Annotated in this window: 23 protein-coding genes; 21 read left to right on the top strand and 2 right to left on the bottom strand. The window is 53.7% G+C overall.

Features of this window, described 5'->3' with window-relative positions; genetic code table 11:
• Positions 1–79: 79 nt before the first annotated feature.
• The 8 genes from M3223_RS02110 to spoVM all read left to right on the top strand — a co-directional run bounded on the left by M3223_RS02110 (position 80) and on the right by spoVM (position 6987).
• Positions 80–625, top strand: coding sequence for a hypothetical protein (locus M3223_RS02110; protein ID WP_251558465.1), 546 nt, complete (start codon positions 80–82; stop codon positions 623–625).
• Positions 626–821: 196 nt separating this feature from the next.
• Positions 822–1892: a 23S rRNA (adenine(2503)-C(2))-methyltransferase RlmN gene (rlmN, locus tag M3223_RS02105; protein ID WP_251558463.1), complete on the top strand. Its 1071-nt coding sequence runs from the start codon at positions 822–824 to the stop codon at positions 1890–1892.
• 12 nt (positions 1893–1904) lie between these two features.
• Positions 1905–2663 (top strand): Stp1/IreP family PP2C-type Ser/Thr phosphatase, encoded by a 759-nt coding sequence (locus M3223_RS02100; protein WP_251558461.1) that lies wholly within the window; start codon positions 1905–1907, stop codon positions 2661–2663.
• Between the two features lie 10 nt (positions 2664–2673).
• Entirely contained in the window at positions 2674–4845 is a 2172-nt protein-coding gene (gene pknB / locus M3223_RS02095; protein ID WP_251558460.1) for a Stk1 family PASTA domain-containing Ser/Thr kinase, read from the top strand.
• Complete coding sequence (gene rsgA / locus M3223_RS02090; protein ID WP_251558458.1) at positions 4838–5779, top strand: ribosome small subunit-dependent GTPase A; 942 nt, start codon at positions 4838–4840, stop codon at positions 5777–5779. The genes pknB and rsgA overlap by 8 nt, the downstream gene beginning before the upstream one ends.
• Positions 5780–5781: 2 nt before the next feature.
• Complete coding sequence (gene rpe / locus M3223_RS02085; RefSeq protein WP_251558455.1) at positions 5782–6426, top strand: ribulose-phosphate 3-epimerase; 645 nt, start codon at positions 5782–5784, stop codon at positions 6424–6426.
• A gap of 6 nt (positions 6427–6432) precedes the next feature.
• Positions 6433–6702 (top strand): hypothetical protein, encoded by a 270-nt coding sequence (locus M3223_RS02080; RefSeq protein ID WP_251558453.1) that lies wholly within the window; start codon positions 6433–6435, stop codon positions 6700–6702.
• Positions 6703–6906: 204 nt separating this feature from the next.
• Positions 6907–6987 carry a stage V sporulation protein SpoVM gene (spoVM, locus tag M3223_RS02075; RefSeq protein ID WP_040711006.1) on the top strand — a complete coding sequence of 27 codons (81 nt, stop codon included), beginning with the start codon at positions 6907–6909 and terminating at the stop codon, positions 6985–6987.
• Between the two features lie 135 nt (positions 6988–7122).
• Here spoVM and rpmB read toward each other — a convergent pair whose 3' ends face one another.
• Positions 7123–7311 (bottom strand): 50S ribosomal protein L28, encoded by a 189-nt coding sequence (rpmB, locus tag M3223_RS02070; RefSeq protein ID WP_048748286.1) that lies wholly within the window; start codon positions 7309–7311, stop codon positions 7123–7125.
• Positions 7312–7607: 296 nt separating this feature from the next.
• On the opposite strand from rpmB, the gene M3223_RS02065 reads away from it, so the two are divergent.
• From M3223_RS02065 to M3223_RS02025, 9 genes are all read left to right on the top strand, one after another.
• Positions 7608–7967: an Asp23/Gls24 family envelope stress response protein gene (locus M3223_RS02065; protein ID WP_251558451.1), complete on the top strand. Its 360-nt coding sequence runs from the start codon at positions 7608–7610 to the stop codon at positions 7965–7967.
• A gap of 18 nt (positions 7968–7985) precedes the next feature.
• A complete protein-coding gene (locus M3223_RS02060) occupies positions 7986–9788 on the top strand; it encodes a DAK2 domain-containing protein (protein ID WP_251558449.1) in 1803 nt (600 codons plus the stop codon).
• Between the two features lie 80 nt (positions 9789–9868).
• Positions 9869–10726 carry a DegV family protein gene (locus tag M3223_RS02055; protein WP_251558448.1) on the top strand — a complete coding sequence of 286 codons (858 nt, stop codon included), beginning with the start codon at positions 9869–9871 and terminating at the stop codon, positions 10724–10726.
• Positions 10723–12786 carry an ATP-dependent DNA helicase RecG gene (recG, locus tag M3223_RS02050; RefSeq protein ID WP_251558446.1) on the top strand — a complete coding sequence of 688 codons (2064 nt, stop codon included), beginning with the start codon at positions 10723–10725 and terminating at the stop codon, positions 12784–12786. Before M3223_RS02055 ends, recG begins: the two co-directional genes overlap by 4 nt.
• 218 nt (positions 12787–13004) lie before the next feature.
• Positions 13005–13292, top strand: a complete 288-nt coding sequence (locus M3223_RS02045; protein ID WP_251558444.1) for a stage VI sporulation protein F — start codon at positions 13005–13007, stop codon at positions 13290–13292.
• Between the two features lie 410 nt (positions 13293–13702).
• Complete coding sequence (locus M3223_RS02040; RefSeq protein ID WP_251559785.1) at positions 13703–14776, top strand: YeiH family protein; 1074 nt, start codon at positions 13703–13705, stop codon at positions 14774–14776.
• A gap of 142 nt (positions 14777–14918) precedes the next feature.
• Positions 14919–15875 carry a GNAT family N-acetyltransferase gene (locus tag M3223_RS02035; RefSeq protein ID WP_251558442.1) on the top strand — a complete coding sequence of 319 codons (957 nt, stop codon included), beginning with the start codon at positions 14919–14921 and terminating at the stop codon, positions 15873–15875.
• A 63-nt stretch (positions 15876–15938) separates the two neighbouring features.
• Entirely contained in the window at positions 15939–16748 is an 810-nt protein-coding gene (locus M3223_RS02030; RefSeq protein ID WP_251558441.1) for a class I SAM-dependent methyltransferase, read from the top strand.
• Positions 16749–16982: 234 nt separating this feature from the next.
• Positions 16983–17924 (top strand): TauD/TfdA dioxygenase family protein, encoded by a 942-nt coding sequence (locus tag M3223_RS02025; protein WP_251558438.1) that lies wholly within the window; start codon positions 16983–16985, stop codon positions 17922–17924.
• 227 nt (positions 17925–18151) lie between these two features.
• Here the strand turns inward: M3223_RS02025 and M3223_RS02020 are convergent, their stop codons facing one another.
• Complete coding sequence (locus M3223_RS02020) at positions 18152–18844, bottom strand: SOS response-associated peptidase (protein WP_251558436.1); 693 nt, start codon at positions 18842–18844, stop codon at positions 18152–18154.
• A 247-nt stretch (positions 18845–19091) separates the two neighbouring features.
• On the opposite strand from M3223_RS02020, the gene M3223_RS02015 reads away from it, so the two are divergent.
• The 4 genes from M3223_RS02015 (at position 19092) to M3223_RS02000 (ending at position 24300) form a co-directional block, all read left to right on the top strand.
• Entirely contained in the window at positions 19092–20144 is a 1053-nt protein-coding gene (locus M3223_RS02015) for an autoinducer 2 ABC transporter substrate-binding protein (RefSeq protein ID WP_251558434.1), read from the top strand.
• A complete protein-coding gene (locus tag M3223_RS02010; protein ID WP_251558432.1) occupies positions 20134–21945 on the top strand; it encodes a cache domain-containing sensor histidine kinase in 1812 nt (603 codons plus the stop codon). The genes M3223_RS02015 and M3223_RS02010 overlap by 11 nt, the downstream gene beginning before the upstream one ends.
• Positions 21932–23563 carry a helix-turn-helix domain-containing protein gene (locus M3223_RS02005; RefSeq protein ID WP_251558430.1) on the top strand — a complete coding sequence of 544 codons (1632 nt, stop codon included), beginning with the start codon at positions 21932–21934 and terminating at the stop codon, positions 23561–23563. Before M3223_RS02010 ends, M3223_RS02005 begins: the two co-directional genes overlap by 14 nt.
• Positions 23564–23751: 188 nt before the next feature.
• The gene (locus tag M3223_RS02000) at positions 23752–24300 is read left to right on the top strand and encodes a hypothetical protein (RefSeq protein ID WP_251558427.1); all 549 of its coding nucleotides are present in this window, start codon (positions 23752–23754) and stop codon (positions 24298–24300) included.
• Positions 24301–24317 lie beyond the last annotated feature (17 nt).

Below are 24317 nucleotides of genomic sequence, written 5' to 3'. Positions count from 1 at the left end.
CTTTCTAAATAGTCTTGCTGATGATACATATTTCCATAATCTCCCGTCTATCTCTGTAAGCTCGAAGGGAGATAGGACCTTGATCAATAAGCTGATGCGGCTGTACCGAGTGTTAGTTTTTACAGCTATCGTAATTACAGTAATTCTTATACCGGACATTTATCATTACTATACCATTCGTGTGAGTACGGGCGACGCGGCCAAGTTTGAGGAACGGCTGCTTGAAAAAGCAAAGCGGAACGAGCCGATGCGTCTCGCCGAGCTGACTTCATTTCAATGGGACCGGATGATTATTATGGAACCGTATATGTCCCAAAAATTAATGGAGGAGCTGGCTGGAGCCAAATGGACAACCGCAAAAAGCTACGCCGGTTACCGGGTTAATAAGGCAGTGAGTGACAGCTGTGCCGTCTGTGATGATTCGCTTCATAAGCTCGTTTTTGTTAAAGGGAACCGCGTTATGGCGGACGTCACTCTTTCCCGGTCGGATCTGGACTTCCTGGACTTCCTGGACGTTCTGGACGTTCAATCCGTGTTCCGCGATCAGGATCCCATATTCGCCAAACAATCCCCGAATGTGAGCAAGGTGAAGCTTATCAGCCCTTTCGATCGTGATGAGGAATGAGCGGAGGAACATTCCCAGCCCGTTGCCTTCAAGCTGCGGCGTTAGAAGGGATTAATGGAGCGGCGCTTTTTCAGCACGCCTCCTGATATGTGTCTTTCAATGGGCGTTTGTGGTAAACTAAAGCGACGAGCGGCCGGCGTCCGGATTATTCCGTATGCAGCCGTTGATTTTAATGAAATGAGATGAAGCGACAAGCATGAAAGCATTTAATCAGCCTTATATTGTGGAGACACCTTTTATATATGATTATTCTCTGGAACAGCTCCAAGAGTGGATGAAGGAGCAGGGAGAACCGGCGTTCCGCGCCGGACAATTGTTCGATTGGCTGTACGTCAAGCGTGTTTCGTCTTTCGAAGAGATGAGCAATTTGCCGAAGCCGCTGCGGGACAAGCTGACGGGTTCGTTTCAGTTCATCACCTTGTCGGAGATAACCCGTTTTGAGTCGAAAGACGGAACGGTTAAGTTCCTGTTCGGCCTGCATGACAACCATGCCATTGAGACGGTTATTATGCGCCATAACTACGGCAACAGCGTCTGTGTTACGACGCAGGTCGGCTGCCGGATCGGCTGCACGTTCTGCGCCTCAACGCTGGGCGGGCTGAAGCGCAATTTGACCTCCGGCGAGATCATTGCGCAGGTCGTCAAAGCCCAGCAGATGCTGGATCCAGCGGGCGAACGCGTGTCCAGCATCGTGATTATGGGCTCCGGCGAGCCGTTTGAAAATTATGAAGCGACGATGGCGTTTCTGCGCATGATGATTCATCCAAAAGGACTGAACATCGGGCAGCGCCATATTACGGTGTCGACGAGCGGCATCGTTCCGAGCATGTACAAATTTACGGACGAGAACACGCAGATCAATTTGGCGATTTCGATCCATGCTCCGAACGACGAGCTGCGCTCCAAGCTTATGCCGGTCAACCGCCGTTACCCGTTCCAGGAAGTGATCGACGCCTGCCGCAACTACATTGCCAAAACAGGCCGCCGCATCACGTTTGAGTATGCCCTTATCGGCGGAACGAACGACCGCCCCGAGCACGCTCAAGAGCTGGCCGAGGTGCTGCAGGGAATGTTATGCCATGTGAATTTGATCCCCGTTAACCACGTTCCGGAGCGGAAGTACGTGCGGACGCCCCGGGAGGATATTTTCGAGTTCCAGCGTATTCTTGAAAAGAACGGCATCAACGCGACGATCCGCCGCGAGCAGGGCCACGATATTGCGGCCGCCTGCGGACAGCTTCGCGCTAAACATATGGAACTAACGTAACGAGGTGACGGGATGTTAACAGTAAACCGAAGTGATATCGGACGCATCCGCATGGCCAATGAGGACCGGTCTTGGGCCGGCGTTACTTCCGGCGGCTTGACGATGGCGATTGTCGCCGACGGCATGGGCGGCCATCAGGCTGGCGATGTTGCCAGCCAGCTGGCTGTGGATGCTTTCCGCGAGGCGATGGAGCCGCTGCAGGCGGGCACTTCCGCCGAAGAAGCGCAGCGCTGCCTGCGCGAGGCGATCGCGAGGGCCAACGAAGTGGTTTATGATATGGCATCCCGCAACGAGCAGTATCATAACATGGGCACGACGGTTGTCGCGGCTCTGTTTATTGAGGAGTCGCTGCTAGTTATCGGCCATATTGGAGACAGCCGCGCCTACCGGATTTCCTCCGGCTCCGCCATTACTCAGCTCACGGAAGATCATACGCTCGTTAACGAGCTGGTGCGCTCCGGCCAAATCAGCGCCGAGGAAGCCGCACACCACCCGCGCCGTAACGTGCTGACACGCGCACTGGGTACCGATGACGAAGTAGAGCTGGACGTCCAGACGTTCGACTGGAGCGGAGACGATATTTTGCTGCTCTGCAGCGACGGCTTGAGCGGCATGATCAGCGACGAGGACATTCTGCAAGCGGTAAGCGCGCAAGCTTCGCTTGACGAAAAAGCCGACCGCCTGATTTCGATGGCTCTCGCCGCCGGAGGAGACGACAACATTACGGTAGTTCTGCTGCAATCCGGTGCCGGTACGGGCGGGGAGGAGTGAGGACGGAACTATGATCGGAAGAGAACTTGGAGGACGCTACGAAATACTGACCCGCATAGGCGGCGGCGGAATGGCGCTTGTTTACAAGGCGCATGATCTGCTGCTCAGCCGCAATGTGGCCGTCAAAGTACTCCGTCAGCAATATGTGCATGATGAGGAATTCATCCGCCGTTTCCGCCGCGAGGCTCAATCGGCTGCTGCTTTGTCACATCCGAACGTTGTCAGCATTTATGACGTGGGGCAAGAAGAAGATATCCATTACATCGTCATGGAATATATCGAAGGTTATAATCTCAATGAAGTTATCCAGGAGCGCGCGCCGCTGCAGGCGGATGAAGCCGTGCGCGTCGCTGCGCAAATCGCGGACGCGCTTGACCACGCCCATCAGAATCATATTATTCATCGGGATATTAAACCGCATAACATACTGATTGGCCGAAACGGACGGGTAAAAGTGACCGACTTCGGCATTGCCCGGGCGGTAACGTCTTCAACGATTACACAAACCGGCTCTGTCATCGGATCGGTGCATTATTTCTCACCCGAGCATGCAAAGGGCGTCAGCACAGGAGAGAAGTCGGATATTTACTCGCTCGGCATTGTGCTGTACCAGATGGTGACGGGCAAGCTGCCGTTTCTGGGCGAAAGTCCGATCAGCGTAGCGTTGAAGCATCTGCAGGAACCGCTGGAGGACCCGCGTACGGTCAATCCGCTCGTCCCTCAGAGCGTCGAGAATATTATTATCAAAGCCATGCGTAAAAATCCTTCCGAGCGTTACCGCACAGCGGGTGAAATGCTGGAGGATCTCGAAACGGCGCTGTCGCCGCAAAGGAAGAATGAACCCAAGCTGCAGTTCGGCGCCGGCGACTTCGACGAGACGCGCGTTATGCCTGCCATCCGACCGGGGCGCGATCTGAAGCCGCAGGATACTGTAGCGGCGGCTGCAAACGATGCTCAGGATGAGGATGTTTATTCAACGGGACGCCAGCAGACAGCCCGGGAAGAGGAAGATGAGGTCCGGGGGCGCAAGGCGTGGAAAAAGCCGCTTATTATCGTGCTGTCCACGCTGCTGCTGCTGGCTCTCGTCTATGTCGGCTTCCGGCTCGTATCCGGTTCTCTAGATGTGGATGAGGTTGACGTTCCTTACGTGGTCGGTATGACAGAAACGGAAGCCAAGGCCGCGCTGGAGCAAGCAGGACTGTTTCTGGAAGAGCCTACAATTCGCCAGTTCAAGCCGGATATTCCGAAAGATCAGGTATTTGCCCAATCGAAGGCCAATATGCGGGTTAAGGAAGGGTCAAGAGTCAAGCTGTCGGTCAGCAACGGCCCTGAATTGAAAGCGATGGGCGATTACACCGGTCAAAAAGCGGAGGATGTGCTTGCTGCTCTGCAGGAGCTCGGCATTCCGGCCGAATCCATCTCCCAGACCGAGGTGTTTGACGATAAGGCTGAGCCCGGAACGGTTCTGAGCCAGAATCCTGCGCCGCAAAGCGAGCTGGACCCGCTGACGGCCAAGGTTACGCTTACGGTAAGCAAGGGAGCCGAATCAGTGGAGATGCCGGATCTTGTCGGCAAAACGACCGAAGAGGCGCGCAAGCTGATTTTGCAGGCTGGATTGCAAATTACGAACGAGAATATCGTGAAAGAAGGCAGCTACAAGCCGGTCGGCGAAGTGCTGTCGCAATTCCCTTACGATGCAGGCAGCAAGGTGACCAAAGGAGCGCAAGTATCCATTACGGTAAGCTCCGGCTTGCCGAAGGACGCGCTTGAGTACACCTTCGATCTGCTGATCTCGCCGGCACAGGCAGGCAAGGCAAGCGAGATTCGCATCGTTTACACCGACGCGACAGGCAAAGAAATTCAAGCGCACAAACGTGCGATTAAAGAAACGCGCAGCTTCCCGGTCAAAGTTGTGCTTGCGCCGAATACGGAAGCATTCGTCAGCGTATACCGCGACGGGCAATTGGCCGACACGTTCTCGCGCACCTACGATGATGTCAAAAACGGCAGCGACAGCGGCCCGATGACGGTGCCGGGAGCGGATGCAAGCCCGCCGCCGAATGAAACAGAAGGGCAGAATAACGATACAGATATTCTGAATGAGCTGGAGTCGGCTTTGAATAATCGCTTGAACGGCGAGAATGAACAAGGAAGAGGCAACGAGGGCGGTAATAATGACTAATCCAGCAGAAGCACGTGAGGGGCAAGGTTTGATCGTCAAAGCGCTGAGCGGCTATTACTACGTGTCGGAGGACGGAAGGCAGACGCCTCCCGTCCAGTGCCGCGCCAGAGGCATTTTCAAAAAACGCGGCGAGTCTCCGCTCGTCGGTGACCGCGTCGTTTACAGCGTAAGCGGAACGGGAGAAGGCACGGTGGAAGAAATTTTGCCGCGCAATACGGAGCTAATCCGCCCTCCTGTCGCCAACGCCGATCTGGCCGTGCTTGTGTTCTCCGTAACGGAGCCGTCGCTCAGCCTCACGCTGCTGGACAAGTTCCTCGTCCATATCGAGCATGCAGGGCTGGAGCCGGTGCTTTGCCTGAGCAAGCAGGATCTTTCGTTAGAAGGAGAAGCGACGAAAGAGGCGAGACAAGCTGCAGAAACGGTAGAGCGGATTTACGGACGCATCGGATACCAGGTTCTTGGCACGAGCTCCCGCCGCGCTTCCGGGCTGGAGGAGCTGCGTCAGGTACTGAAGGGCAGGCTGGCTTTGTTCGCCGGACAATCCGGCGTTGGCAAGTCCTCGCTGCTGAACGCGCTCATTCCCGGCCTGTCGCTGGAGACAAACGAAATCAGCTCCAGGCTTGGACGGGGCAAACATACAACGCGTCATGTGGAGCTCGTAAACGTTGGCGACGCGGGGGACGGCGGCTTTGTAGCCGATACGCCGGGCTTCAGCCAGCTTGATTTTCAGGAGCTCGGCATAGAGGATCTGAGCTTTGGCTTTCGCGAATTCCGCGAGCTTTCGCCGAATTGCAAATTCCGCGGCTGCACGCACACACACGAGCCGGGCTGTGCGGTAACGGCTGCGCTTGAAGCGGGCGAAGCGGCGCAGAGCCGTTACGACAGCTACGTGCAATTTTTGAACGAAATGAAAGAAAAAAAGCGGAGGTACTGAACATGACGATCATTGCACCCTCGATTCTTTCCGCTGACTTTGCCAAGCTCGGACAAGAGATCGCCGATATCGAAATTGCAGGCGCTGACTGGATTCATGTCGACGTGATGGACGGCCATTTTGTGCCTAACCTGACCTTCGGTCCTCCGGTCATCTCCGCCGTTCGCGGAGCGACCGCACTGCCGTTCGACGTCCATCTGATGATTGAGCAGCCGGAGCGCTACATTGCGGATTACGCTGCAGCGGGAGCGGACCGGATTACCGTTCATTTGGAGGCATGCGCGCATTTGCACCGTACGCTGCATCAGATTAAGGATCTCGGCCTTCCAGCCGGCGTTGCCATCAATCCCGCTACTCCGGTAAGCCTGCTGGAGCCGGTGCTGGATGATGTGGATCTGGTATTGATCATGACGGTTAACCCAGGCTTCGGCGGCCAGTCATTTATTCCGTATTCGCTGGAGAAGCTGCGCGAGCTCAGGCAGCGGCTGCATGCCCGGGGACGGAACGGAGTGCATGTTCAGGTAGACGGCGGCGTAAACGCCTCTACAGCCTCGCTAGTGCGCGATGCAGGAGCCGATGTGCTCGTAGCGGGCAGTTACGTGTTTGGTCACGAATCTCCCGCTGCGGCAATCGCTTCGTTAAGGTAGCCGGTTATGGGAGAGAAGCTTAGAAGTACGGCGCTGCTGACCGGTTACGGATTTCTCGGCGGCGCTCTGTTGTCGCTGTTTGTGCTTGTGCCGGGTCCAATCCGGTTTGTATTTTCCTTGCTTGCGCTATGGCTCGGCATACGTTTTTTCCGCGCCAACGACTCGATAGCCAGGCGGATTGGATTTGTCGTTCTCGCGCTTGTTTTTTTCTGCTTGAACGTGCTGGTCGTAACGATGATTTTGTTTTTCAGAGACGGGATGGCTACCGCTCCATAATGGAGAGGCATCTCGCGATTTGGGCTCTTCGGCCGGAATAGGACGTACGGGACCCGCATAGGATGGTTACATGAACTTCAGGTTCTTGTAGCCTTTTTTGTTTTCCAGGCGGAGTCGCCCGGGACGGCCTGAAGCAGGGACGAACATACAGGCCTGGCAGTGTGCTTTCGGTCGACGATCAGCGATTCTGAGGAGGGATAAATTATGAAATTTTATACGATTAAGCTGCCGAAATTCCTGGGCGGTTTCGTAAAGGCCATCTTGAACACCTTCCAAAAAAGCTGAGAAAAGCGTCGTCAGCTGCCGGCCGCCCAAGAAAAGGACAAAAGAGCGCCCGGCCGCAGCAGCGGGAGCGCTCTTTCTCTTGCTAAAAGCAAAACAGCGTCTGCAGTCCGGATGGACGGCGAGACGCTGTTTGGATTATACACGAGTTACTTTGCCGGATTTCAGTGCGCGGGTGCTCACCCATACACGTTTTGGCTTGCCGTCGACCAGAATGCGGACCTTCTGAACGTTGACGCCCCAAGTGCGGCGGTTGCGGTTATTCGCGTGGGAAACGTGGTTTCCTGTGCCGGGTGCTTTACCCGTTACGAAGCATTTGCGAGACATGCGGTACACCTCCTTTGCAGCTTGCAGGTTGCAAGTACGAAACCTAAAGCTCATTCCGTAGGCAAACATACTTGGATATCTTATCATAGAACATGCACTTCTTCAACCATCGTTTGGCAGAATGGCCTTACGGTTAAATGGAAGCAAATACGAGAAAACGGAAGGGAATGCCGTTCCAGACTTCATAATTGCCCGGATTTATAGTACAATGTATGGTAGTCCCGTCTAATTTGGGGCCTTAGGGCTTAGGCGGCTTTAGACGAGCAGCCCGATAAGAAGGAGCGTGTTACCCAGCCATGCCCATGCAGCTTACGACCGAACTAGGTAAAATTAATGTAACAGACGATGTCATCGCCGTTATCGCAGGATCGGCAGCGTTAGAATGCTACGGCCTTGTCGGCATGGCTTCCCGCAAGCAGCTTAAGGACGGCATCGCCGAACTTTTAAAGCGGGACAACCTCTCACGGGGCGTCGAGGTTAGACGCGAGAACGAGGAGACACACATCGACCTGCACATCATTGTAGGCTACGGCACCCGGATTTCCGAGGTTGCCCATAACATCCAGACCAAGGTCAAATACGTACTGAATGAAGTGATCGGCTTAAAGGTCGACCATGTCCATATTTTTGTCCAGGGCGTGCGGGTCATCAGTTAGTCAGGAAGGGGAATTTTCTTGGGAAAGCGCTTTATTAACGGTTCAGACTTCGCCGATATGGCATTGCTCGGTGCGGAGAATTTGCAGCGGGGCGCGGAACGCGTCAACGCTCTGAATGTATTTCCCGTGCCGGACGGCGATACGGGAACGAACATGAACTTAACGATGGCCTCTGGCGTCCGGGAGCTGCAAAACAAGCGCTCGGAATCCGTCGGCCGTACGGCGGAGGCGCTGTCCAAAGGTCTGCTGATGGGCGCGCGCGGCAACTCCGGCGTTATCCTATCCCAGCTGTTCCGCGGAACAGCCAAGGCTCTTTCCGGCTTGGACGAGGCCGGCCCCGCCCAGTTCGCAGCCGCCTTGCAGCAGGGTGTAGACATGGCCTATAAGGCTGTCGTCAAGCCGGTGGAAGGCACGATTCTAACGGTGGCCCGCGAGGCTGCGCGGCATGCCCAGCAGGCCGCGCGCCGCACGAGCGATATGGAGACGCTGATGCAGGAAGTGTACGACAAGGCCAATGAGACTTTGCAGCGCACGCCGGATATGCTCCCGGTGCTGAAGCAGGTCGGCGTTGTCGACTCCGGCGGCCAGGGCCTTGTGCTCATTTACGAGGGTTTTCTGGATTACCTGACCGGCAGAAGCTCCGACACGGCAGAGCTCGTATCGGAAGCCGCTCCGGTAGAATCGTTCCAGCATCTGGCTGGCATGTCGGCGCGCACAGCCGAGCCGGTTCGCGCAGCAGCTTCAACCGGCGGCAAGGCTCAGGCGCAGCTTTCCACGAACGAGATCGAGTTTTTCTACGATATGGAATTTTTCATTAAACGAAAGCTGGCTCCTCCGGGCGCGCCATCGTTTGATGAGGATTCGTTCCGCAGAGCGCTTGCCAAGGACGGAGATTCCATTATCGTGATCGCGGACGAGGAGATTGTCAAAGTCCATGTTCATTCCCGCCGCCCGGGCGACGTGCTTAACCTGGCGCTCCCTTACGGCGAGCTGGCTGAGCTGCATATTCTCAATATGCGCGATCAGCACCGCGAGCTGGTTGGAGACGAGGATTTTGATTTTAACGCCGCCTCCGCCGATCTGGCGCCTGACGATGCGCTTGCTGTTGCGGAGGTGCTGGCGGGCTCCATGCCCCAGGAAGGGGCGGAGGCAGCCCATGAATGGGCTCCTTACGGCATCGTTGCTGTTGCGATCGGGGAGGGCATTTCGGGAATTTTCCTGGATAATAACGTTGACGTCGTTCTTTCCGGCGGCCAGACAATGAACCCCAGCACGGAGGATTTCCTGAAGGCCATCGAGTCTCTCCCGGCCGAGCATATTTTCCTGCTGCCTAACAACAGCAATATTATTCTCGCCGCCGAGCAGGCAGCCGAGCTGTCGGAGCGTTCGGTATCGGTTATTCCAACCCGAACCGTGCCGCAGGGCCTCGCGTCTGTGCTTGCTTTCAAAGACGGCGAAACGCCTGAGCGCAACGCGGCGCTGATGGCCGGAGCCGCAGAAGCAGTACGTTCCGGCAGCGTGACGCAAGCCGTGCGCAACACCGAGATTGACGGAGTGGAAGTTCAGGAAGGCGACTTTATCGGCATCGTTGAGAAAAAGATTGTCGTATCGGAAGCGGATTTGCAGCTGGCCTGCCGCGGCTTGATCTCGGAGCTGCTGGAGAATGGGGGAGATTTGCTCACCATTCTGACCGGCGAAGGCTCTGGAGCCGAAGGCACGGAAGCGCTGGCCGCCTGGGTATCTGAAACCTATCCGGAAGTGGAGCTAGAGGTGCATGAAGGCGGACAGCCGCTGTACCCTTATTTGTTCGCTCTGGAATAACCGGCGCTGAGGCGCTTATTACTGGACTTCGCTCCGCCGTGTTATGCGGCGGCGGAACGAAGCTTGTGGAGGGAACGATTATGACCCAGGTTCGTATCGTAACGGACAGCACCGCGGATTTGCCCGAGGAGGTCCGCGAGCGTCTTGGCATCGAAATGGTTCCGCTGCAGGTATTGTTCGGCAGCGAATCCTTTCTAGATTCCATCACGCTTAAGGCGGAGCAATTTTACGACAAGCTCGTTGCGTTTGGCGGTCTGCCCACAACCTCACAGCCTTCCCCCGCGGAATTCATGAGCGTGTATGAGCGGATTCTGGATGAAACGCCGGATGCGGCCATCCTTTCAATCCATCTGTCATCGCAATTCAGCGGTACATATCAATCCGCCGTCATTGCGAATTCCATGCTGGAGCGCGAGGCTGACGTCACCGTATTTGATTCTCGCTCCGCCTCTTGCGGAATCGGCATGCTTGTCGTTCGTGCGGCCGAGATGGCTCAGGCGGGCAGCTCCAAAGCGGAGATTGTGGCCGAAATCGAACGGATGCGCAATGCGACTGAGCTTTATTTTCTCGTGGAAACGCTGGAGTATTTGCAGAAAGGCGGAAGGATCGGCAAAGCCTCCGCTCTTATCGGTTCGATTCTGAATATCAAGCCGATCCTTTCCATTGACCAAACAGGCGTTATCGTTCCGGTTGACAAGGTGCGCGGCTCCAAAAAAGCGATTCAGCGCATCATTGACCTGCTGAAAGAAAAATTTCCGGGGGATGTGCCCGTATCGGTGCATTTTGCCTGGACCAGCCAGAGAGGCTCCGCTCTGGAGCTGTATGAAGCGGTTAAGGCGAGCTTCAACGTAGCCCAAATATCTACAACGACGCTCGGTCCGGTAGTTGGCGCCCATGTTGGACCTGGAACCGCAGCTGTCTTTATGCAAAAAATATGAATATTCCCTCCGCCTCGCTGGACGCCATCCCGCTGAGGCAGATCAAAGGCGTGAGCGCTCCGAAGGAGCAGGAGCTTCACGCCTTTGGCATCTATACCGTTCTGGATTTGCTTAATTATTTCCCGTTCCGTTATGAGGATTACCGGCTGCGCTCACTGGCGGAAGTGAAGGATGGAGAAAAAATTACGGTCCAGGGTGTAATCCGCGGTTTGCCGATGGTTGCGCGGTTTGGCAAAGGCAAAGCGAGAATAACAGTTAAAACAGAAGTCGACGGCCAGCTTATAACGGCAGTGTGGTTCAACCGGATGTTTATCAAGGACCAGCTGCAGCTTGGCCGCGACATTACGCTCACCGGCAAATGGGATGCCCGCCGCATGCATATTACGGTGACGGATTCCGAATTCCCGGATAAAGGAACAGCCAAAACCGGCACCTTGCAGCCGGTATATTCGGTCGGCGGCGGAATTACTCAAGCCTGGATGCGCAAAACGATTCGCCAGGCGCTTCAGCAGTACGGGCCTATGCTGAGTGAGAACCTGCCGGAAAGGCTTGTCCGAAAGTACCGGCTCATGGAGCGCCAGGAAGCCGTGTTTCACATCCATCACCCTGAAGATCCCAAGGATGGGCAGGGAGCGCGCAGAAGACTCGTTTACGAAGAGCTGTTTCTGTTTCAGCTCAAGCTGCAGGCTTACCGGATGCTCAACCGCCGTAAGGCGGACGGCATTATCCATCGCGTCGACCCGGATATTATCCGGCAGTTTGCCGCTTCGCTGCCATTTGAGCTGACGGATGCACAGAAAAAAGTCGTGAACGAAATATTGGCGGATATGCGCCAGCCTTTTGCGATGAACCGGCTGCTGCAGGGAGATGTCGGCGCGGGCAAAACGGTCGTAGCCGCCATCGGGCTGCTGGCTGCCGTTAAGGCGGGCCATCAAGGGGCGCTTATGGTGCCGACGGAAATTCTTGCCGAGCAGCATATGCGCTCCCTGACCCGGTTATTTGAGGGGGCTGGAGTACAAACGGGGCTGCTGACCGGCAGTGTCGGCGAGCGCAAACGCCGCGATCTGCTGGCCGGGCTGCAAATGGGCTTGATCGACGTGCTGATCGGTACGCATGCGCTTATTCAGGACGATGTCATTTTCCGCTCGCTCGGCCTTGTCGTCACCGATGAGCAGCATCGTTTCGGCGTCAATCAGCGGAGCGTGCTGCGGCGCAAAGGGCCAAGCCCTGACGTGCTGACGATGACCGCAACCCCAATTCCGCGTACGCTGGCTATTACGGCGTTTGGCGACATGGATGTTTCTACGATTAAGGAACGCCCGAAGGGACGGATTCCGATTCAAACCTATTGGGTCAAACACGCGATGATGGAACGTGTGTACGGCTTTATTCGCCGTGAGACGGAAGCCGGACGCCAGGCCTATGTCATTTGCCCGCTCATTGAGGAGTCGGAAAAGCTGGATGTGCAAAATGCGATCGATCAGTTTGTGCAGCTGCAGCAGGCTTTTCCCGATTTGAAAATCGGCCTTCTTCACGGCCGTATGACGACGTCCGAAAAGGACGAGGTGATGGGCGCGTTCAGCACAAACGACATCCAGGTGTTAGTGTCCACGACCGTCGTTGAGGTTGGTGTCGACGTTCCGAATGCGACGCTTATGATCATAATGGACGCCGAGCGGTTTGGATTGTCCCAGCTGCATCAGCTGCGCGGGCGCGTAGGGCGCGGCGCGCATGCTTCTTTTTGCATTCTTGTCGCCGATCCCAAAACCGAAACGGGTAAGGAGCGAATGGCCGTCATGCAGGAGACAGACGACGGCTTCGAGGTTGCCAGGCGCGATCTGGAGCTGCGCGGCCCAGGCGACTTTTTTGGCACCAAACAAAGCGGCATGCCGGATTTTAAGCTGGCTGACATGGCCTCCGACTTTGCCGTGCTGGAGGCGGCGCGCGAGGATGCAGCGGAGCTGGCGGCTGAAGGCGACTTCTGGAGCGCGGATGAATACGCCTCTTTGCGGGCGATGCTGGCTAAGGATCAGATTTTTCAGGGCGAACAGCTGGACTAGTCTTCATCTGGAGAGACCGCAAGCGATCCATCAGCCTTTGTTGCAGCCACACTCGCGGACGTTGAATTCCACTTTGAATGCAACAGGTGCTGTTCAGCGGCTATATACAGGATTGCCAGGATGCCGGACGTTAGGCAACTCTTGCCGGATTGAGGCATATAGTACATCGATGGTTATGGGCGCTCGCCCGACCAAACCGATGGAGGTGCCTTTACTGCATGAGCTACGTCAAATATGGGATTCGGCCCGAATTCGTGGAACGCGTCAAGCTGAAAATGAAAAATCCCGCCATCAAGGAACGGATCTCGATGCTGGTAAACGGGCTGACCAAGTACGATCTGGCAGACCGCGGCAAGGTACAGAAGCTGGTGAAAAGCGCAGCCGTTATTTTGCAGGAGAAGCTCACGCCAGCGCAGGAGGAACAGCTTATTCAGTTCGTCCTTTCCCAAAAAATTGATCCAAACAACACCTTCCATTTGATCAAGCTTTGGGGGATGTTCCGCTAGTTTTGTCCTTCTGAGAGGAATCTTACTTAGACTGCTGCCGCCTGCAGCGCTGCTAGCTTGAAATATGGCGCTTATTTTACTTCTGCCGTCCCTTTAATGGGACGGTTTTTTTTCTGTGGGGAAGTTTGAACTACGCATAAGATTTTCTAATGAATCGCATACAAGATCCGGATTTCACATATTCCCGCTGCTGCTCTATAGTTAAGGCAACAAAACAAGCGGCGGGAGGAGGAGAGCGGATGGCAAAATCGGTTGTTAACCTGGCGGGCAAATGGAGCAGCAAAACAGCAGGTCAAGGATGGATGGACCGGAGCGGCAAAGCAGCAGAAATAAGCCCGGTGAACGGTGCTGCGGCGGCTAGAGCAGCCGGTGCGGCCAGCCCTGAAGCAGACAAGAATCTTGCAGGCTCCATGGGACAGAGGCTTTTTCAAAACGCAGCCAGCTTTCTGCGCAAGCCGGGTTTGCTGCCCGGACTCCTTCTCACGGCGCTGCTTGCATTCACCGCGCGTCTGCTCGCCGGTGTGCCCGGACTTGGCGTGCTCGGCCCGCTTGTACTGGCCATTCTGCTTGGCATGGCCTACCGCGAGCTGCGAGGCGGAGTGCCGCAGGCTGCGTCGGCAGGCATCGCTTTTTCCTCCCGCCAGCTGCTGCGGCTAGGCATTATTTTACTCGGCATGCGGCTGAACCTAATGGATATTGCCAAAGCGGGACCGCAGGTTCTGCTCATCGATGCAATTCATATCGCGGTTACGATTCCGGTTGTGTTCTGGATCGCGACCAAGCTTGGCGCCGGGCGTAATCTCGGCATGCTCACCGCCTGCGGCACGGCCATTTGCGGCGCTGCTGCGGTAGCGGCTATATCGCCGCAATTGAAGGCGCGGCATGAGGAAACGGCAGTGGCGGCGGCTGTGGTGGCGATCCTGGGCACCATTTTCACCGTGGCATATACGCTGCTTTATCCGGTATTGCAGTTGGGTACGCTTGGCTACGGGGCATGGGCGGGCTCGACGCTGCATGAGGTAGCTCATGTGCTGGCTGCGGCTGCCCCGATGGGCCGGGAGGCTCTAGATATGGCAATTCTCGTCAAGCTGGCGAGAGTGGCGATGCTCGTGCCGGTTGCGCTGCTGCTTGGCGTATGGGCGCAGCGCGCGGCTCGCGGACGTCGTATGGCTGCTGGTGAAAATGGCGAAGCGGTGCAAGGAAATTTGAAGCGTGAGCCGATCCCGGTACCTTGGTTTATTTTCGGATTTTTGGCGATGAGCGGCGTAAATACGCTTGGCGTAGTGCCGCAATCGGTTGCCGACGGCATGGTGGCCGCTGCTTACCTGCTGATTGCGATGGCTATGGCAGGTCTTGGCTTAGGCGTAGATTTTCGCGTATTCCGCCGGCTTGGCGGCAAAGTATTTCTTGCGGGACTGGCCGGCTCGATCGTGTTGGCTGTGCTGGGGCTGTTCCTGGTGAAGGCTTTTGGACTGGCGGGTTGAAAAATCGGTTTAAAACATGAGGAGCCTCAAGTCTCTACAACAGAGACTGGGGCTGTTTTTATACTTGTTTTCACCCAAGTGTATTAAAGGATTTTATGTTAATATTTGTTATTGAATAAATAATAGGAACGGGGGATTGTGCATGCGCATAGAGCACTGGAGCTGGAAGCGTCCTTTGAGCGAGGCAAGTTGGAAGGCGGAGCTGGAGCTTTTACTTGCGCGCTGTCTTTTTGATGCGAGCCGTGCTGCTGCGCTGCTTGACCGGTACCGTACGGAGAGCGGACTAACGCTGGATGCGCTTTGCTTTGGAGACAAGCTGGCCGGGCTGGCCGGTTGGCGCATGATGCAAGAAGCAGAACCCGATGAAACGATAACCGCGCCCGGGAAAGTTGAGCTGCTGCATCTGGCGGTAGCTCCGGAATTCGAGCGGCAGGGTATTGGTACCGTGCTGCTGCACCAGGTTTTGCAGAAGTCGGGAGCAGCCGTGCTGGTTGCAGAAACCGATGCAGAAGCAGTTGCCTTTTACCGCCGTACGGGCTGCACCATCATTAACCTTGGAGAAAAATATCCCGGCAAGGAGCGTTTTCGCTGCGAGCTTCGCCCTTATGCCAGCCGTACGGCAGAGGACTTGGATTTTGAAGCCATTGCGCTCTGGCCTCAGAGCCGAGAAGAAGCGTATTATTTGTTTCCGTCCGGTTCTTGGCCGCTGGATGCGGATGAGCTCCGGGAGCGGGCGGCAATTCGCCAGTTCCCTACGGTGCTTTTAGATGCAGCAGGTTTGCGAGCCGCTTACGCCAATATATTTGAGTTCGAGGGCCAGCTGTGGATTGGAAACGTCATCGTTAATCCCATTTTTCGCGGAAAAGGCGCGGCTCAGGGTCTTTTGCTCGAGCTATGCAGGCTAGCCGAAGAACAGCTAGGCGCTCATGAGCTGTATCTAATTTGCCATAATCCCAATACGCGCGCACTGCTGCTGTATAACGGTTTAGGCTGGGAGCCCTGCGGCTTAAAGCGGATGAACGGTCCGGACGGAGTGCCGCTGGCAGGAATCAAGATGCGAAAAGAGCTGAAAGCGAGAGGTCATTTCATAAAGGTTTAACTTGCAGGGTGTGATGGAAATGAAGAGGATGTCCAGCTTATTTTACAGGAGGAATGGTCCATTATGGAGAGCGGAAACAACAGCAGCCCGGCTCGGGATCGGCAGCTTCCACGGGTGCAGCCGGATTTAGAGGAGTTCCTTGCCGAGATTGCGGACGGATTTACGGGCTGGGATTTTGACTATCTTACGGGGAGCGGAAGGATGTCGGAAGCACCGCTCCCATGGTGTTACCGCAATTTGCTTCATCCCTATTTGAAAAAAGCGTCATCCATGTTGGACATGGGGACGGGAGGCGGGGAATTTCTGCTGCGATTAAAGCCTTTGCCGGCTCAAACCTGGGCTACCGAGGGGTATGTTCCGAATATACCCGTTGCGCAAACAAATCTGAAGCCCGAAGGTGTGACCGTAATCGGGGTACACGATGATGAAAATCTGCCGCTGCCGGACAGCTCGCTGGAGCTGATCATTAACCGTCATGAATCGTTTAGCCCGGATGAGGTGGCAAGGCTGTTAAAGCCAGGAGGCGTATTCATTACCCAGCAGGCTGGAGGGCGCAACGACGAGGACTTTAATCACTGGCTTGGCGCGCCGATGCCGCCTTATTATAACTGGTCGCTGGAGTCGGCGCAAAAAGGATTAAGCGAGGCCGGGCTGGAGCTGCTGTGGGGAGACGAGGCATTTGTGCATACCCGGTTCCATGATCTCGGGGCAATGATCTTCTATTTGAGCATTGTTGAATGGCAGATTGAGAATTTCAGCGTGAATACGTATAAGCCGCAGCTGTCGGAGCTGCATCGCCGTTTTGCGGCAGAGGGCTGGCTGGACGTAACCTGCCATCGATTTGTGCTGGCTGCGCGTAAGCCGAATCGTTGAAGAGTACGATACTTTTAGGGCCAAACAGGGCCTTCCGAAGTATAGTTCTCCATCATCACCTGTTGCCGACGCAGCACACTTATGATAAGCTGAAAAAGTAAATATAGATATTCCGCCTGGAATACAGGGGATAGACCCGCCGGTCCAACTGGAGGTCCATTGCAGCGTACAGGAGCTGCGGTGGGCCTTTTGGCGTTTTAATCCCTTCCGGGCAGGCCAAGGAGGATGAAAAGGATGAGCGAGCAGAAGACATGCAAAGAAGCAGAGTGGGAAATTCATCCCATTACACCGGAGACGGGGGCGGAGATCGTTGGAGCAGAGCTGTCCGGGAAGTTGAACGAAGAGCAAATCCGTCTGCTGCGGGAGACTTTGGCCCGGCACAAGGTGCTGTTTTTTCGCGGACAGAACCATCTGGACGATGAAGGGCAGGAGGCGTTCGCCGCGCTGCTTGGACAGCCGTTCGCGCATCCTACGGTCCCTGTAAAGGCTGGCTCAGGTTATATTTTGGAGCTGGATTCGCATCATGGCGGCCGAGCGGATCAGTGGCATACGGACGTCACGTTTGTGGATGAGTACCCGTCAGCCTCTATTCTGCGCTCGGTTGTGGCGCCGGGAGCGGGCGGAGATACAATTTGGGCCAACACAGTGGCCGCTTACAATAGCCTGCCTCAGGAATTAAAAGTGCTGGCGGAGAGTTTGTGGGCGCTGCACAGTAATGATTTTGACTATGCGGTATCGGCTGAGCGCAAAGGAATTGCCGTGACGGAGGAACGGAATTACCGGAATGTATTTGCATCGACGGTATACGAAACGGAGCATCCGCTTGTTCGGGTGCTGCCGGATTCCGGGGAAAAATCGCTGCTGCTCGGCAATTTTGCCAAGCGCATTCTGAACGTTTCGGCGTCAGCGTCCGACCATCTGCTGCAGCTTTTCCAAGAGCATATTACCCGGCTAAACCATACGGTCCGCTGGCGCTGGGAGGAAGGCGACGTCGTAATCTGGGATAACCGTGCGACGCAGCATGTGGCGGTGAACGACTACGGCCGCCAGCATCGCATCGTGCGCCGGGTGACGCTCGCCGGAGATATTCCTGTCAGCGCGCAGGGCGAGCGGAGCCGCGTCCGCAGCGCTTCTGCGCCTCGGCTGCAGACGCAGCCAGATTCTGCCAGCGCTTGAGCCGATTGGGCTAAATCAAAAAGCTTCCGATTTCGTGGACAGACGAAACCGGAAGCTTTTTGCCGTTAGGCCGAGCGGCTTGAGTCATAAAAAAATAAGCCGGCGCATGCAGGCATGCGGGCAATTCGAGAAAGGGCCAGTTTGCCGCTGCTTGGGCTCCTCCGCTGTTAGACATTACCGGAGTAGGTCCGTCTAAGATCCGCTGTGCATAGGCTTGCGAGTAAGCCCTACTCGATAAGCGAGTCAGGGAGAACAAGCGGCTCGATGCAGGCCGGAGAATCGTGGCGCACGCTGCCGACCTCGCGTCCTACCCGGTACGCAGTCATCTCCTCCGCTGGAAAAGGAATCAGCATCTGCTCCAGCTTGACGGGGTCCTGAATGCTGCGATCTAGCCATAACGGCTCGTCCTCGCGGCGGAGAATGACCGGCATCCGGTTGTGGATCGAGCGCATCAGCTCGTTTGGTTCCGTCGTCAGCACGGTACAGGTGGACAGCTTTTCTCCCGTGGGAGAAATCCAGGTTTCATAAAGTCCGGCCATGGCAAAAGGCTCCCCGTTGTTCAGCGTAATGCGCATCGGTTGTTTGCCGTCCTCAGATGCTTGCCATTCGTAGAAGCCGTCTGCTGGAATAAGGCATCGTTTGCGGCGCAGCGCCTCGCGAAAAGCGGGTTTGGACGAAGCGGTTTCGGCGCGTGCATTCAGCATGCGGCTGCCGATTTTGGGATCGTCAGCCCAAGGCGGCACCAGCCCCCACTTCAGCTCGCCAAGCCGGTTCTGCTTGCCATCGGAAATGACGGCAAGAACCATTTGCCCCGGAGCGATATTGTACTGCGGGCCGTGAAACGGAAGCGCCGTTTCGCCTATGAAAAAACGAAGCATAAGCTCCTCGAGCGAGATGACTAACGTATATCGTCCGCACATAGCGGTTCGCCTCCTCCTTTGCAAAGCTGCTTTTTCCATTATAGCGGCAAGCCGGCCTTTGGCGAAGCGGATGAGGCAATAACAACGGGAATAGGCGATTGATATTCTGGGAGGATCGATAAACAAAATGTGGAATAGTTAACGTATATCAGGAAACGGAGGAACTCAACATCGGCTAAGTTATTTTTGGGAAACGCTTTCATTTAATATTCAACCATTCTCTTCGTTTTGCAAAGGGGTGTCATGGGTGAAACGGTCATTGAAAAAGAGCGGCGGTATGTTCGCTGCAGGCTTGTTTTTATTGCTTATCTCAACCGCTTGCCAAAGCGGCGCAGCCAACAATTCCTATAAAGTCATACATACGATTGAAGCCGGTTCAACCTCGGAAGAACAAGCCGATTCGCAGCAATTTACGATTGGAATTGTTCCGAAAGTAATGGGAATTTCCTATTTCAACGTCGCCGAAGAAGGCGCGATGGAAGCGGCGAAGGATTTGAACGTCAAGGTGATTTACGATGGGCCTCCAATCGCCGATGCGGATAAACAGATTAAAGTGATTCAACAACTGATTGACATGCCGGTAGATGCCCTTGCGATTTCCGCAAACGACCCGAAAAAACTGCTGCCGGTTATGCAGGAGGCGAGGAACAAAGGCATCCAGGTTATCACTTGGGATGCCGATACACTGCCGGAAGGCAGGGAGTTTTTTGTCAACATGGTCGAGGCCGAGACGCTGGGGCGCCATTTGCTCGATACGCTTGCCTGGAATACAGATGAAACCGGCGAATACGCCATCATGACCGGCGCTTTGTCCGCTTCCAATCAGAACGAGTGGATGAAATGGATGAAACAGCAGCAGAAAGAATATTACCCGAAAATGAAGCTGGTGGATATCGTTGCAACCGATGACGATCCGCAAAAGGCATACGAAACAGCCAAGGGGCTGTTAGACAAACATCCCAATCTTTCCGGCATTATCGGGAATTCTTCCGTTGGCCCTCCAGCTGCCGCGCAAGCCGTAAAAGAAGCCGGGAGGGAGGTCAAAGTTGTCGGACTCTCGACGCCGAACTTAATGCGCGATTATTTAAAGGACGGCTCGGCCCAGATGGCGACCCTTTGGAGTCCCAAAAAATTAGGCTATTTAACGGTTGTGCTGGCCAAAAATCTGCTGGAAGGCAGGCGGCCGACCGATGGCGAAAACATCTACAATGTGGGAAATGTCAGAGTAAACGGGGACAGAGTCATCATGGGAGAACCGATCGATTTTACCGCAGAGAATGTGGATCAATATGATTTTTAAACGTTCCAAGCTGCTGCGCTTCCGAAATTACCGGCTCAGCTCCAAGCTGATTCTAGTCTATGTGCTGCTCAGCGTCGTGCCCATGTCGCTGCTCGGCATCTTTTCTTATTGGCAGTACGCCAAGTCTATCGAGGAGCAGATCGGCGAATATATGCCGCGTTTTTTAATGCAAGCCAATACCAACATTACGAGACATATGGAGGATTTTGCGGAGCTGGATACATTAATGTTTAACTCCGACAATATGATGGCTATTTTGCGGCGGGATTCTTACGAAAGCAGGTCAAAGCTGAATCAAGATCAGTATGAGGTAAGCAGCTATTTGGCGCGAACCTATCTAAACACAGGAAATCCGGATGTTTTAGGCGTGTTTTTGTTCTCCAAAAACCGCTTTTTTTACAGCGCGCGCACCTCATTTACCGGCCTGAACGCAGATCATGCCTTAAATCCTTACGGGCAGGATCTGGATTTAAAGGGTAAGGCCAAAATCATTCTTCCCAGTCAAATCAATCTCGCCTTTGAGCATAACGAGCCTTATATTTTGATCATGAAACAAATCATTGATGTGGATAACCGCAAAAACCTGGCTACGATGCTGATTGCGGTCAGGCTCGCTTTTATCGATAACATCCTGCGTGATTTCGGGCAAAACAACGCGGCGGATCTGTGGCTGATGAATCGCAAGGGCGAAATTATTTTTCATACCGATGAAGAAAAAATTGGCGGGTTTGATGCTGAAATCAACCGTTATCCGATACTGAACGGCAGCTTCCGAAAGGGCTCCGGCGATATTGTCAGCCTAAGCGAGTCCAAGGATTACGATTGGGTTCTGGCGCACAGCATTCCATTAAAAAATTTAACCGAGCGCACGGATTTTATCATGAACGTGACCATCTTTGTATTTATTTGCTTCGTACTGATTACTTCCGTCATTTTTATTGCTTTTGCCATGAAAGTAACAAGGCCGATCAAAAAGCTGTCCCGTTTAATGAAAGAAGTAGAGATGGGCAAATTCCAGGTGGACCTTCAGGTTAACGGCAGCGATGAGGTTGGCATGCTTGCACGCAGCTTCAATTCCATGGTTGCGACGATCCACGAGCTGATTCAAACGAATTTTGATATTAAAATCCGTCAAAAGGAAGCTGAGCTGTATGCTCTGCAATCTCAAATCAATCCGCATTTTATGTACAATACGCTGGAAACGATCAACATGGCGGTGGAAGACGGCAAACCGGATATGGTTGTTGACATGGTAACTTTACTGGGACGAATGCTTCGTTTCTCGGTCAGCAACAAGAGCAAATACGTCACGATTGCGGATGAGGTGCAGCATATCAGCAACTATTTGACCATTCAAAAGTATCGTTTTACCGACCGTCTGTCATTTGAGATCGATACAAAAACAGATATCGATTCCTGTTATACGCCGAAGTTTATTTTGCAGCCTGTCATTGAAAACGCGATTAAATACGGATTGGAGACACGCAAAACGCTGGATGTTCAATTAAGCATCAGCCGGGAGTTCGGCGCGCGTTCAGGTGAAGAAGATATCGTATTTCGCATTCGGGACAATGGGCCGGGCATTGAGCCTGACCGGCTGGAGGAGCTGGAAAAGGCGCTTCGATCGGATACGCTGGCCGACAAGGATTCGGGGTTTGGTCTAGGCAATGTAAATGCAAGAATAGGGATTATGGCAGGCGAGCAGTACGGTTTGCAGCTGCACAGCATTTACGGGAAAGGAACGGAGGTTATGATTCGCATTCCGGTCATTGGAGGGGGAACAGCTCTTGCAAACGATTAAAACGCTGATTGTGGATGATGAAGAAATGATTCGCAACGGCATTGCCAGGCTTGTCCGCTCTTGCGGCGAGGAATGGGAAATCGTCGCTGCGCTTTCTGACGGCCAGGAAGCGATGGATTATTTGGATCAATCGTTTGGAGCGATCGATTTGCTGATTACGGATGTGAAAATGCCGGTGATGGACGGGCTGACGCTCATTAGCGAAGGGAAGCGGCGCTACTCGTTTTTTCCGCTTGTCATTAGCGGTTACGATGAGTTTCAATACATTCAATCGGCGCTTAGGGAAGGCGCAATTGACTATTTTTTAAAGCCGATTGACCGGGAGCAGTTCCGAAAACGCATGGCTGAAATTAAAACAAAAATTGAAAACGGGCGGTTTCAGCATCTGAAGCTGGCCGAGCTGGAGCGCAAATCGGAAAAGCTGAAAACGACGGAGCAAATTCAGCTGTTAAGTTATGTGACCTCAGCCGGATTGGATATTTCACGATTGGGTTATTGGGTAGACGATTTCCCGAAAGGCCAATATATTTTGCTTTATGCCAGTCTCGATGCTTTGCCTGTCAAAACAAGAAGTTACACGGATAAAGACTGGGAAGCGTACGGGTACGTTTTAGAAAATATAATGACCGAAGTCGTTGGAAAATGGGGGTTGGAAACGGATTCGGCAGGCTGGTGCTGGCGAGGGGATAATTCGAATTTTTGGATTCTGCTATGCGCTTCCGAAGACGAGAACCTGGAGCAGGTCGCAAATGAGCTTTCCGGGCGCATCCGGTCCGCCGTTCAATCTTATACGCCGTTTACGGTGTCTCTAGCTTGCGGCGGCCCGATCGAGGATTTGTATTTGCTTCCTGAAGCGAAGGACCAGGCTTTAACGCTCATGTACAACCGGTTGTTGTACGGCGGAAATCAGCTATTCAGCCGGGACGGCATGCAATGGGGGGCTGATGCCGGCACAGGTCAGACTGATGCAGGGCTGACGGCTATTATGCAGCGAATGAAACAGGCGATTGAGCAGTTAAACGCCGATATGGCCGTTCAGCTCAACCGGGAGCTGTTCGAAAAGCTGGAGCGAACGGATTCGCCGCTGCTCATTCAACGATGCTTAATGAACGCATTTATGCTCATTCATTCAATAGGTTTTGAGCTGAAGGTCAACCGGTATGGAATCGACACGCTGGAGCAGCGCATTGGGCTTATTAAACGGGCTATTAATCTGTGGGAGTTAAGATCGGAGCTGGATCACCAAGTTAGCGAGCTTATTGGCCAGATTCGGCAAATTCGGGAAAGCGGCAGCATGAAGCCGATTGAACAAGCGAAAGCATGGATAGCGGCAAACTTGCAGCATGATCTGGCAATAAAGCGAATCGCGGAGCAGGTTCATATGAATCCCTCGTATTTTTGCCGGCATTTTAAAACGCAGACTGGCGAAACGATTCTGGATTACATCACGGGCCTGCGCATGGCCAAAGCCAAAGAGCTGCTGGCGAACCCGCATTTAAAGCTGTACGACATCAGCGCTCAGGTCGGGTATCAGGACGTGAAGTATTTCAGCAAATTATTCAAGTTATGGGTCGGCGAGACGCCGAGCAAGTATAGGGAGTTTGCGCTTTTGAAGTAAGATTGCATTTGGATGGTTAAATGTGCCAAAGATCGGTTTTCTCGTTGCTGTATGCTGCGGGATCGCATTTCTATTATTTCCCATAAAGACACATTTCGACATTCACTGTCTTAAAGATAGGAGTTTTGTCGTATTGGATTTAATATGGAAAAATTGTAAGTTATACTCAAATAAAAAGGAGGGCTAAGATGAAGGGTTTTAAACCGTTACTTGTATTGCTTGCAGCCTGTCTGATTTTTCAATCATCGATTCTCACTTCTTATGCTGCACCAAATCCAGTAGGAACAACGGCGTATCCTTATGGTACGTCAGGCTGTGTACCGGGTAATGAAGTTACCTGTGAGTATTATTATGCAGAAACACACTTTAATGCTCAAGTATACTGGGCGGACGCTCCTCCTTTGGCAAATGATAAACGGATAGGTGATATATTAGGTACTTATACAATGTCTACAGGCAATTTCGATACTTGGGAAGTCGAGCGGGTATATGTAGGTACAAACAAACCCCCACAACTAGGAGGTCAGTATACTCAAGTTTACAATTCCACACAATATGACGAAGATCGTAGAAGAGAATCTTTTTCAAGCCATTGGGTTAAATACTCAACTAGTTCAATTGTTAAAGATCAGAACAACAGTGTTATAGTCTATTATGAGATTAATACGTATACTTCTAATGGATCTCCAAGGAATAGCCTATATCCTAAAAGAGCGGTTTTCGATATTGATTTCTAAAAAAGGGGTGGTAATTA

Source organism: Paenibacillus pasadenensis (assembly GCF_023715725.1).
In the GTDB taxonomy this organism is placed as follows: Bacteria; Bacillota; Bacilli; order Paenibacillales; family Paenibacillaceae; genus Paenibacillus_O; species Paenibacillus_O pasadenensis_A.
Note: the sequence above shows the minus strand (reverse complement) of the source record. Positions and strands in the feature narration are given on the sequence as shown.